The organism is Chitinophagaceae bacterium, assembly GCA_007695095.1.
Taxonomy (GTDB): Bacteria; Bacteroidota; Bacteroidia; order Chitinophagales; family REEL01; genus REEL01.
The window spans coordinates 16735-28253 of the sequence record REEL01000122.1; the positions used below are offsets into that span (position 1 = coordinate 16735).

At 35.1% G+C, this 11519-nt stretch carries 15 protein-coding genes; 11 read left to right on the forward strand and 4 right to left on the reverse strand.

What is annotated here, in order from left to right:
- Window position 1 precedes the first annotated feature (1 nt).
- The 9 genes from dusB (at window position 2) to EA412_09485 (ending at window position 6603) form a co-directional block, all read left to right on the forward strand.
- On the forward strand, window positions 2-1018 hold the full coding sequence (dusB, locus tag EA412_09445; protein ID TVR78026.1) for a tRNA dihydrouridine synthase DusB: 1017 nt from the start codon (window positions 2-4) through the stop codon (window positions 1016-1018).
- The gene (locus tag EA412_09450) at window positions 1015-1632 is read left to right on the forward strand and encodes a hypothetical protein (protein ID TVR78027.1); all 618 of its coding nucleotides are present in this window, start codon (window positions 1015-1017) and stop codon (window positions 1630-1632) included. The genes dusB and EA412_09450 overlap by 4 nt, the downstream gene beginning before the upstream one ends.
- A 129-nt stretch (window positions 1633-1761) precedes the next feature.
- Window positions 1762-2436, forward strand: coding sequence for a zinc metallopeptidase (locus EA412_09455; GenBank protein ID TVR78028.1), 675 nt, complete (start codon window positions 1762-1764; stop codon window positions 2434-2436).
- 186 nt (window positions 2437-2622) lie between these two features.
- Window positions 2623-3066: a 50S ribosomal protein L13 gene (locus tag EA412_09460; protein ID TVR78029.1), complete on the forward strand. Its 444-nt coding sequence runs from the start codon at window positions 2623-2625 to the stop codon at window positions 3064-3066.
- 4 nt (window positions 3067-3070) lie between these two features.
- A complete protein-coding gene (locus EA412_09465; GenBank protein ID TVR78030.1) occupies window positions 3071-3457 on the forward strand; it encodes a 30S ribosomal protein S9 in 387 nt (128 codons plus the stop codon).
- A gap of 13 nt (window positions 3458-3470) precedes the next feature.
- Window positions 3471-4334: a 30S ribosomal protein S2 gene (rpsB, locus tag EA412_09470; protein TVR78031.1), complete on the forward strand. Its 864-nt coding sequence runs from the start codon at window positions 3471-3473 to the stop codon at window positions 4332-4334.
- A 28-nt stretch (window positions 4335-4362) separates the two neighbouring features.
- On the forward strand, window positions 4363-5187 hold the full coding sequence (locus EA412_09475) for an elongation factor Ts (protein ID TVR78032.1): 825 nt from the start codon (window positions 4363-4365) through the stop codon (window positions 5185-5187).
- 112 nt (window positions 5188-5299) lie between these two features.
- On the forward strand, window positions 5300-6007 hold the full coding sequence (locus EA412_09480) for a UMP kinase (GenBank protein TVR78033.1): 708 nt from the start codon (window positions 5300-5302) through the stop codon (window positions 6005-6007).
- A gap of 35 nt (window positions 6008-6042) precedes the next feature.
- Complete coding sequence (locus EA412_09485) at window positions 6043-6603, forward strand: ribosome recycling factor (protein ID TVR78034.1); 561 nt, start codon at window positions 6043-6045, stop codon at window positions 6601-6603.
- An 11-nt stretch (window positions 6604-6614) separates the two neighbouring features.
- On the opposite strand, the gene EA412_09490 is transcribed toward EA412_09485, so the two are convergent.
- The 3 genes from EA412_09490 to EA412_09500 all read right to left on the reverse strand — a co-directional run bounded on the left by EA412_09490 (window position 6615) and on the right by EA412_09500 (window position 9506).
- Window positions 6615-6929 carry a DUF4286 family protein gene (locus EA412_09490; GenBank protein TVR78035.1) on the reverse strand — a complete coding sequence of 105 codons (315 nt, stop codon included), beginning with the start codon at window positions 6927-6929 and terminating at the stop codon, window positions 6615-6617.
- A gap of 11 nt (window positions 6930-6940) precedes the next feature.
- The gene (locus tag EA412_09495; GenBank protein ID TVR78036.1) at window positions 6941-8758 is read right to left on the reverse strand and encodes a hypothetical protein; all 1818 of its coding nucleotides are present in this window, start codon (window positions 8756-8758) and stop codon (window positions 6941-6943) included.
- Between the two features lie 121 nt (window positions 8759-8879).
- Entirely contained in the window at window positions 8880-9506 is a 627-nt protein-coding gene (locus EA412_09500; protein TVR78037.1) for a YdcF family protein, read from the reverse strand.
- A gap of 39 nt (window positions 9507-9545) precedes the next feature.
- Between EA412_09500 and EA412_09505 the strand changes: the two genes are divergently transcribed.
- Window positions 9546-10271 carry an oxidoreductase gene (locus EA412_09505; GenBank protein ID TVR78038.1) on the forward strand — a complete coding sequence of 242 codons (726 nt, stop codon included), beginning with the start codon at window positions 9546-9548 and terminating at the stop codon, window positions 10269-10271.
- On the opposite strand, the gene EA412_09510 is transcribed toward EA412_09505, so the two are convergent.
- Window positions 10268-11047 carry a biotin--[acetyl-CoA-carboxylase] ligase gene (locus EA412_09510; protein TVR78039.1) on the reverse strand — a complete coding sequence of 260 codons (780 nt, stop codon included), beginning with the start codon at window positions 11045-11047 and terminating at the stop codon, window positions 10268-10270. The two genes, EA412_09505 and EA412_09510, sit on opposite strands and share 4 nt — an antisense overlap.
- Before the next feature lie 36 nt (window positions 11048-11083).
- Between EA412_09510 and rsfS the strand changes: the two genes are divergently transcribed.
- A complete protein-coding gene (rsfS, locus tag EA412_09515) occupies window positions 11084-11458 on the forward strand; it encodes a ribosome silencing factor (protein TVR78058.1) in 375 nt (124 codons plus the stop codon).
- Window positions 11459-11519: the final 61 nt, after the last annotated feature.

Consider the following 11519-nt stretch of genomic DNA (forward strand, 5'->3'; position numbering starts at 1 on the left):
CATGGTAAAGATTGGAAACTTAGCGTTTAAAAATTTCCCCTTATTACTTGCTCCGATGGAAGATGTAAGCGACCCTCCCTTTCGTGAACTATGCAAGCAACAAGGTGCAGACTTAATGTATACGGAATTCATTTCCAGTGAAGGTCTTATCCGTTATGCCGATAAGAGCATGCAAAAACTAGACATTTTTGACTATGAAAGACCTATTGGTATTCAGATTTTTGGAGCTGAACTGGACTCCATGCTCAGAGCTGTTGAAATCGTAGAAGAAGCCAATCCCGATATAATTGACATAAACTTTGGTTGTCCTGTAAAAAAAGTTGTCTGCAAAGCTGCCGGAGCAGGGATATTAAGAGATATACCCAAAATGGTTAAACTTACTGAGGAAATTGTTAAAAGAACAAATAAGCCTGTAACAGTCAAAACCCGGCTCGGCTGGGATGAAAACACTATGTTTATAGTAGAAGTAGCAGAAAGGTTGCAGGATGTGGGAATAAAAGCCATTTCTATACACGGTCGAACGAGGAAACAAATGTATAAGGGAGAAGCCGACTGGCGATTAATCGGGGAAGTGAAGAATAATCCCAGGATGACAATACCGGTTTTTGGAAATGGTGATGTAGACTCTCCCCAAAAAGCACTCGAAATGAAGAACCGTTTTGGGGTTGACGGTATTATGATAGGCCGGGCATCAATTGGTTATCCATGGATTTTCAGAGAAATAAAAGCTTTCTTACAAGACGGGACAATTCTGCCTCCTCCGGAAATTAGTGAAAGAGTTTCGGCATGTCGTCAGCATTTAATGCGTTCTATTGAATGGAAAGGCGAAAAACTTGGTATCTTTGAAATGCGTAGACATTATACAAACTATTTTAAAGGCTTTGAAGGCATTAAACCTTTTCGCCAAAAACTGGTAACATTTGAAAATAGTCAGGACATTATGGATACCTTGAATGAAATATTAGAAACTTACGGACAAATTGAAAACGTCTGCAAAAACGAAAAACAGGAACTATGATATTGTTAGTCGTGCTGTTTATATTTTTAGCTGTTGGTACAGCCTTATATTCTTATCTTAAAAACAAAAAGAAAAGGGTAGAAGAGACCTTTTTAAAGGTATTGCCTGTATTGCATAAAAAAAATCATCTTTTCACCTCTTTGGAAACCGCAATTGAGCCATACATGAATGATGAAAGCAAAATTTTACATTCGGTAATTGAAATGGAAAACGAAATCGAAAGAAAAACCACTCTGAATGATTTAATTTCTGAAGAAGCAAGGGAATATTTGAAAAAAGATACCGACAAAAATAACAAAGCCTCATTATCCCTTAATGAAATGATTTTACTGGAAAATGACCTGATTGAATATATCGGCAGAATTTTTGAAATGGCTGAAGGGGATGTAAATATTCATAGCAATACAAATTTTAGCAGTCTGGAAGAAGAATGGATTCTCTTTTCTGCAGAATTGGAGGAAGTAAAAATAGCATTTAATAAAGTAGCCACGGATTACAATGAATCTGTAAAGGCTTTTCCTACGTCACTAATAGCAAAGACATTTCGTTTTAAGCCGGTAATTACCTTAACGGGTTCAAGTTGGTATGACAGATATTTGGAACAAAAAAAATAATTTTAGCATTATCATGAAATAAATTAGACACTATTTTCGATTTAAGGAAAGTGTCTGCCAAATTTACAGCTTATCTTAGTTGGCATATAAATTGATAAATCATTTAAAAAAACAAGTAAATAAACAAGTATGGAATTTTTAATTTTAATTCTTTTAATTATGGGAGCCAGCTGGTATGTCGGCAATAAGCTCCAGAGAAAATTTGACCAGTATTCTAAAGTTCCTCTTCAATCCGGTCTGAGTGGAAAGGAAATAGCTAAAAAAATGCTGAACGAAAGCGGTATATATGATGTAGAAATTATCTCAGTACAAGGCCGTCTGACGGATCATTATAACCCTTTAAACAAAACGGTTAACCTAAGTCCTGATGTATACAACGGGCGCTCGGTTGCTGCAGCTGCAGTTGCAGCACATGAATGTGGTCACGCCATACAGCATGCTACTGCTTACAGTTTTTTAAAAATGCGCTCGGCCCTCGTTCCGGTAGTAAGCTTTGCCTCTAAATATATTCCATGGTTACTCATCGGAGGAATCTTATTATTGCAAACATTCCCTTATTTACTACTCTTTGGAATCTTTTTATTTGCAACTACAACACTTTTTAGTTTTGTAACACTTCCTGTAGAGATAGATGCCAGCAAAAGAGCTTTAAATTGGCTGAACAGTACAAAAATTACTCACGGCGAAGAACATGTGATGGCTAAAGATGCCCTAAAATGGGCAGCTAAAACTTATGTAGTAGCAGCATTAGCTTCTTTAGCAACCTTACTTTATTATGTAATGATTTACATGTCCAGAAGGTAGAAAAAATCAAATAATTATAACTAAAAAAAACGCGCTCTTTACAAAGGGTGCGTTTTTTTATGTCAATATTTAAACTGATTATCAGTCCATTGTGAGCAAATGAAAAATATTTTTAGAAAGTCTGTTGTTTATGCAAAAATTAAATCTTAACTTTGCCAACCATTTTACAAAGTAAAAGTATTAATCGTGAATAAACTTACATACAAAACTGTATCTGCAAAACCTCAGGAGGTTAAGAGAAACTGGCATATTATTGATGCTGAAAATCAAATTGTAGGCAGAATTAGTAGCAGAATTGCAACAGTTTTAAGAGGAAAGCATAAAGCTTCTTACACTCCACATGTTGACTGTGGTGACTTTGTTATTGTAATCAATGCTGCAAAAGTTCGCTTTACCGGCAACAAAATGCAGCAGAAAACATATATCCGCCATACCGGTTACCCGGGTGGACAGCGTTTTGCAACAGCTAAGCTTTTGTTGGAAAAAAAGCCAAATGCCGTTCTTGAAAACGCTATCAAAGGGATGCTGCCTAAAAATCGTTTAGGAAGAGCTATGTTTAAAAAACTATTTTTATATGAAGGAGATCAGCATCCTCATACAGCTCAAAAACCACAAACTTTAAAATTCTAATTGAATGGATGTTATAAATACATTAGGAAGAAGAAAAACTTCCGTAGCAAGAGTTTACCTGAAAAAAGGTAGCGGTAAGATTTTAGTAAACGGCAAAGATTACAAAGTTTATATACCTGTACCTCACCTTCAGGATAAACTGATGAAACCATTAGTCCTAACTGAATTAACCAATGAGTTTGACATCAAAATAAATGCTCATGGCGGTGGAATTAAAGGTCAGGCTGAAGCCATAACACTTGGTATTGCAAGAGCTCTTGTAAAATTAAATGAAGACCTTAAGCCGATTTTGAAAAAAGAAAAACTTCTTACACGTGATCCCAGAATGGTTGAGCGTAAGAAGCCGGGTCTTAGAAAAGCACGTAAGAGAGATCAATTTAGTAAACGTTAAGCAAAACATTCCAATGAGAGAACTCACACAAAAGGAATTACTTGAAGCAGGTGTACACTTTGGTCACCTGAAAAGAAAATGGAACCCTAAAATGTTACCCTACATTTTTATGGAGAAAAAAGGTATCCATATTATTGACTTGAATAAAACCAACGATAAGTTGCAGGAAGCTGCCAATGCAATCAAAAACATTGCGCAATCAGGCAGAAAAATACTTTTCGTTGCTACTAAAAAGCAAGCTCAGGAAATTGTAGAAGAATGTGCAAAAAAAGTAAATATGCCATTTGTCACTGAACGTTGGTTAGGTGGTATGCTTACGAACTATTCTACAATCAGAAAGTCAATCAAAAAAATGCAGGCAATTGACAAATTGCTGAATGACCCGACTGCTGAGAATATTACAAAAAAGGAAAGATTAGTTCTTTCAAGAGAAAAAGATAAATTAGAAAGAGTTCTGGGAGGAATTGCAAATCTTGTGAGAATCCCAACAGCTATATTTGTAGTAGATATCAGCACTGAGCATATTGCAATTTCAGAGTCTAAAAAACTTAACCTGACCACTTTTGCTATGGTTGATACCAACTCTGACCCTTCTTTGGTTGATTACCCTATTCCAGCAAATGATGATTCTACCAAATCTATCAAGCTTATCACACACTACATTACAGATGCTATACTAGAAGGTCTTAAAGAGCGTGAAGCGGATAAAAATGCAGCGGCTGCTGAAGAAGAAGCTGCTGAGGAAGAAGAAAGACAAGCTGCGGCAGCTGTGGATGAGGATGATACCGAAGAAAGCGGAGATGGCGAAACACCTGCTAAAGCCGGTTTAAGAAAAAGACGTCGTACCGGTAAAGAAGGTACATCAGAAAAAAAATAATTTTTTAAATAAAAGCTAAAATTAAGAAATGCAAATTTCAGCAACAGAAGTAAACGAGCTAAGAAAACAAACCGGTGCAGGACTGATGGATTGCAAAAAAGCGCTTACAGAGTCCGGTGGTGATTTTGATAAAGCAATTGACTTTTTAAGAAAAAAAGGGCAAAAAGTTTCTGCCCTTAGAGCAGGCAAAGATGCCAATGAAGGAGTATCTATTGCTTTAACAAATGCCGACAAAACCAAAGGCGTTGTTATTAAATTAAAGTGTGAAACTGATTTTGTAGCTAAAAATGAGGACTTTGTTAAGTCTGCCCAGGCTTTTGCTAAAGTTGCTTTAGATGCTAATGCAAAGAGCCTTGATGATTTATTGAAAATCAGTATGGATGGCACTACCGTTAAAGAAAAAGTTGACGAATTGGTAGGAACAATAAACGAAAGAATTGAACTTTCAGATTATCATATCATGGAATCAGAAGGATTGGTAGAATATATACATGCCAATAACAAAATAGCTGTTTTAGTAGCTTTAAATGTTAAAGTAAACGATGCAATTTCAGAAGCAGGTAAAGATGTGGCTATGCAAATTGCAGCTATGAATCCTGTAGCAGTCGATAAAAACGGTGTAGATGCTTCTATCGTTGAAAGAGAACTTGAAGTTGGACGTGAGCAAGCCAAAGCTGAAGGAAAACCGGATAATATCATTGATAAAATTGCTACCGGCAAACTTGAAAAGTTTTACAAGGAAAACACCTTGCTCAATCAGCCTTTTGTAAAAGACGGAAATTTAACTGTTGGTAAATTCTTACAAACGGTAGATAAAAATCTTACGGTAAAAGAATTTAAAAGAATTTCATAATTTAAAAAAAAGAGAGAATATTTATTCTCTCTTTTTTTTTATCTTTTTTATAGCAAAAACAGTTTTAAATACATTTAATTTAATCGTCCCTATTATACACAAACCTTTGTAAATGAAATATAAAAAAGTATTACTTAAGCTAAGCGGTGAAGCATTAATGGGCTCAAAAGGCTTTGGAATAGACCCTTTAGTGATAACGCAATATGCACAAGAAATCAAGTCTGTAATTAATGAAAAAGTTGAAATAGCTGTCGTAATTGGCGGAGGAAATATTTTCAGGGGATTGCAGGCTGAAGAAAACGGAATTGACCGTGTACAGGGAGATTATATGGGAATGCTTGCTACCATTATCAATGGGATGGCATTACAAAGCGGACTGGAAAAAGAAGGTTTGTATACCCGCTTAATGTCGGCCATTAAAATGGAAGAAATCTGTGAGCCGTATATTAGGAGAAGGGCTGTCAGACATCTTGAAAAAAACAGAGTAGTTATTTTTGGTGCAGGTACCGGAAACCCTTACTTCACAACAGACACCGCCGCCGTTTTGAGAGCTATTGAAATCAATGCTGATATTATACTGAAAGGTACGCGTGTAAATGGAATCTATGATAAAGATCCGGAAAAATTTGATGATGCTGTTAAATACAATAACATCACCTTCAATGAGGTTTATTCTAAAAAATTAAACATCATGGATATGACTGCGTTTACTTTGTGCAGAGAAAATCATTTACCTATTATGGTTTTTAACATGAATGAAAAAGGAAACTTAAAAAGAATTTTATCAGGTGAGGCTATAGGTACACTTGTTGAAGATTAAAATTTGTGTAAATTTGTCTTATAAAAATCAAAACAATGGAAGAGTTAGAGCTTAAAATAGAAGAGGCAAAAGAATCAATGCAAACAGCTATTGATCACCTGGAAAACGAACTTTTAAAAATAAGAGCCGGAAAAGCTTCTGCAGGAATGCTGGAAGGTATTTTTGTAGATTACTACGGAGTAAACACTCCTTTAAATCAAGTAGCGAACATCAGCACTCCGGATGCAAAGACCATAATTATTCAACCCTGGGAAAAAAACATGTTAGCTCCTATAGAAAAATCTATTCAAAAGGAAAACCTTGGACTAAACCCTATGAATGATGGAGATATCATCCGTATTTCAATTCCCCCTTTGACAGAAGAAAGACGTAAAGAGATAGTAAAGCGGGTGAAAATATTAGGTGAAAATGCGAAAGTTAGCATAAGAAACAGCCGCAGAGACATAAATGATGAAGTTAAAAAAGCAGTAAAAGACGGTTTAGCTGAAGATATAGCTAAATCAACCGAAACAGAAGTGCAAACTTTAACTGATGAGTTTACTAAAAAAGTAGACAATCACATTACTTCAAAAGAAAACGAACTTCTAACCATTTAGATTTAGTTTCTTCAAACTTCATCAAGCTCTTCCAATACGGTTCTGAAAGCGACAAACTTATCTTTATACTTTGAAGCATGTTCTTCCTGTAGTTTTGCAGCAAACTTACTTTGATAGATATGCAGGTCTTTCATTTCTTTAAAGAAATATTGTACCGCATAAGAAACACCCTCATTATCAGGTGAAGGCATAATTAACTTACAAAGTTTAAATCCCTGAAAACATTCAGTATTCATCACATCAGGAATGTGCTTTTTTTGCATCCAGGTCAACCATTCTTCTGTAATATCATGGTCGACTTTTATCGTAACGTTATATACAAACATAATAGGTATTGCTAATTAAAGTCGCCCCTTAAACTACGAAAACGTTTTCGGGCTTCTACTACATAAATGCTGCCATAGTGATTTATAATTAACTCTTCATACCACTCCAGGGCTTTTTCTCTGTTTTTAGCATAATTTTCAGCCACGTAACCGAGTTGAAAGAGCGCTTTATCAACTTTCACAAACTCAGGATAATTCATCACCACATATTCTAACTGCTGCATAGCATTGTCGTATTCTCTCTGTGATATTTTAATATCCGCAATCTTTAAGGCAATATCCGGAGCAAGCGAGTGATTCGGAAAAACTTCATTTATTAAGTTTAATTGGGCAATAGATTCCTCATTTCTATTCTGCAAATGAAGTAATTCTGCTTCTGCATACATGCGAATAGGTGTATCAGTCGTATCTAAGGCTAAATGATCTCTTATAAAGACATACAATTCAATAGCATCATTCGAAATAAAGTTTGAAGTAGCCGATTTGAGCACTTTCAGTTGTGTTTGAGCCCATTCAAAATCCCCCCGAAAATAAGACAATTTTGCATTTTTAAAGCGTGCTTCTTCAATCATTGGATTGTTGCGCATCGTCTTTTCAACCTGAGAATATAATAGCGAAGCATCCCATACATTTCCCCTCATTACATAATAATCTCCCAACTGCAATTTTATGCTGGCTTCAGTCTGCTGGTCAATTCCGGGAAGCTTCTTAACTTCCTCAAGCATGTTTACAGCCCTGTCTAAATCGTATAAATATTTGGCGTGTATTTCTGAACGCTCTAAAACTGTAGAAATCGTATTACGGTTAGTTCCAAAAGTCTGTAAATATTCAGCATAAGCTTCATCCAGCTTTTCCACATCCTCAGAAGTGTAATCTAAACTGCTAATCAATTTATCCTTCATAGCAGACAAAAGCCCCATGCGGGCACTCCGATAATGTCTGAAATCACGCCCTTTATCAATTACGTATTGAAATGCTTCAATAGCTGTTTCATAGTGTTCTTCGGCAGATGCTGCCTGAGCTAATTCCAATACTCTTTTCCCGTCTTCATTCAATCTTCTGTCTATAGCCCTTACCTGCCTGAAAGCTGCACTAAAATCCTTGTTTTGAATTAATAGCCAAACAAGCATATCTGAAAAGACTAACTGCTGGGGGTGCTGTTGAATTTTACCAAAAAGTTGCTGACGTAGCTCCCTGGATAAGTTTTCTTCTTCAAGTCTGAACTGTAAGGTGTTTTTTAACTGCTGTATCTGATTGGGATTATGGCGTAAGTGCTCTAAGTAAAAACTGATTGATTTGGAAAAATTATCTTTTCTTAAATATATACCGGCTATCTCAAAGTTAAATCGTTTATCATCATTTAATAGTTCTTTACCTTTTATATAGGTTTCAGCAGCATAGGAATACTCCCTTATACCATTAAATGAATTTGCCAGACTTCTGATTTGTCTCTCATCCGCTGTTAATGCATTCAACGCTCTGTCAAACTGACTTTTTGCCTTATCAGACTGCCCGCTTTGAATATATACATACCCTAAATCGACTATAAAATTTAATTCGTTTCTATTTCTGCGAATATTTCTTTGAGTAAGCTTTTCCGCTTTTTCATAATCCTTAAGAAGTATGTAAGAGTTAAATAAATAGCGGTATAAAAAATTAGAGCCGGGCTCTTTATCATATAAGCGCTCAAAAATTTCAGCTGCTCGCTCATAGTCTTCATTTTGATAATACTGAAGAGCCAAAGACCTTTCCTGATCCTGAGCTATTACAGGACTAATCATCATTATAGTGAAGAAAATTAAAAATATAAACTTAAATGCTTTTTTCATGTGTTGCTTTTCGCGGATGTCCAAAAAAAATCAATCGGGTGTTTTAAAACACACTATAATCAAACGTCAATATATAAAGATTAGTTTTTAAAACCTAAAAAGGATTCCGGCTATTTAATTATCAATATTTTAATCTGTAATAAAGCATTTTCAGGTATTCATTATTAACGGTAATCAATCCGGCTTCATCCTGCCACCAAATATCCGGGTTAAAAGATTCTACCGGAGCCGGAAAAATCGCATAGGGCATCTTATTTCTTCTAAACACTCTTTTAACCGTTTGATGAATTCTGCGTGTATGAAAAGACGATGAGGTAATTGCAAAATTTTCTAATTGGTTGTCTACAACATACTTTTTGATGGCATTTATTTCTTCCCAGGTGTTTTTTCCAATTTCAAGGAGCATAACTTTTCCGGAATCTATCCCCAATTCTTTCAGTCTTATAGAAGTCAACATCCCTTCATGATCAGTATAACCGGCTGCTTTCAAATTATTTGGTATAATAATTCCCGTGCAAACTATTTTGTCAATCTCATGTTGATTATATAGTTGAAAAGCAAAATTTGCCCTTTCGTAAGGATTTCCGGACAATACAAAAAGAACATCGATAGATGTTTCCGGTAATTTTTCATATACCAGAAAATTTCCTAAAGATTTTAAAATAGGTTTTCTTGCTGCAAATAAGATAAGTGGAATTAAGATTAGTAAAATCCACCATCTTTTGAGAAGAATTCGAAAAAAATTCATAAACTTGAATTTAAGCAGAAAGGTAAAAATATAATTTTTATGGCAACTAACTGGAAAAAAGCCGTTATCACTGATATAATTGATGAAACGCCTACTACAAAGAGGTTTTTTTTATCGCTGGAAGATGAAACGGTTTTTGATTTTATTCCCGGGCAATTTATAACTCTGGATTTACCCATAGCTGAAAAACCCTCCAAAAGGTGGAGGCACTATTCAATTGCCAGCAACCCTAAAGGAGACAATACTGTAGAATTGGTGATTGTTTTGGTAGAAGGCGGTTTGGGAACCAATTTTCTTTTTAAGGAAGCCTGTCTTGGAACTTCATTCCCTGTTAGAGGCCCTTTAGGAAAATTTACACTTAAACCGAATCCCGATAATGAAATATGCTTTATTTGTACGGGTACCGGTATTGCTCCATTTCGTTCCATGCTTTTAGATTTCTATGAGAATAATGCCGAACATCCTCCTGTTAAATTGATTTTCGGAACCAGGAATATTGAAAATATACTGTACTATGAAGAAATGAAGTCCTTAGAAAGAAAGATGAAAAATTTTGATTATTACCCGGTGTTATCACGAGAGTCTTCAACTGAGTGGGACGGTAGAAAAGGATATGTCCACCCGGTTTATGAAGAGCTTTTTAAAGACAAGAGGCCGGCAGATTTTTACCTGTGCGGATGGAAAAACATGATACAGGAAGCCCGGAACCGATTACAAGACATGGGATATTCCAGAAATAACATTCATGTAGAAATATATGGTTAATCTAACCATTTCAGGCGACCTAATTCATAAGATGAAGTAACACCGTCTTTCTTTAACAATAAATGTCCCCATTCATTTGTGCCGCAAATTTCTGCTAGGATTTCAAATTCATTATCCTGTAAAAATCTTTTTTTCTCTTTAAAGCCATATAATTGATTGTCAAAGTTGTCTCTGAGTAGAGTAACACCTTGTGTTTTTAGTTGGAGGTGCCGTTCTTCCAGATGAATAAATAATTTTCTTGCTAATTCAACGATATCAAATTCCTGATTCAATTCGGCACTGAGAGAGGTTGCATTTAATACCTCTTCAGGAAAAACAGTTTGATTAACATTTATTCCAATACCAACTATTGAGCTTTTTAAGTTGTTGTTCTCCAGATTGTTTTCAATTAGAATGCCGCATATTTTTTTATTATTAACATAAATATCGTTCGGCCACTTAATTTGAATAACTTCTTTTTTTAAAAAGATTGCAAAAAAATCAGCAACGGCTAAAGCTATAGACCTGCTAAGGTCAAAACCGGAATCCACTGGGATGAAATCAGGATAAAAAATCACTGATAAATAGATGTTTTCACCTTTGTTACCAAACCACTTTCTGCCGTATTGTCCTTTTCCCTTTTGTTGTTCAAATGACAGAATTGCCGTCCCATCAACTGGCTTGGTTTTTGATAACAATTTTTTAGCGTATTCATTCGTTGAATCCGTGTAAGAAAGAATATAGAAAACCTTTCCTACGAAACTGTTGTTAACAATATTGTTCAATATAATTTGTATTTTCGTATTTCAAATATAAAACAAAAGTTGAAAGGAATTCATAAGAAAGAAACAAAAAAAAACAAGCAACAACTACTATGTGATGTAATTGCAGATGCAATCTCTGAAAAAAAAGGAGAAGACATTTTACAAATTGATTTGGGAGAAGTTTTAGAGACTGTTACTGATTATTTTATAATATGTCATGCTAAATCAAATACTCAGGTAAAGGCTATCGCTGAAAACATCATTGAAAAAGTTAAGCAAGATACTGATCAAAATCCGATATATAAAGAGGGCTTAACCGCTGCTAATTGGATTCTGATTGACTACTTTGATGTGGTGGTTCATATTTTTCAAAAAGATGCCCGGGATTTTTATCAACTGGAAGACCTTTGGGGGGATCAGAATACCGTCCGTTTGAATAAATAAACCCTTAGTTAATCAAATAAATTTTATAGAAAAAGGAAGAGTTTTTATGCATAAAGTATAA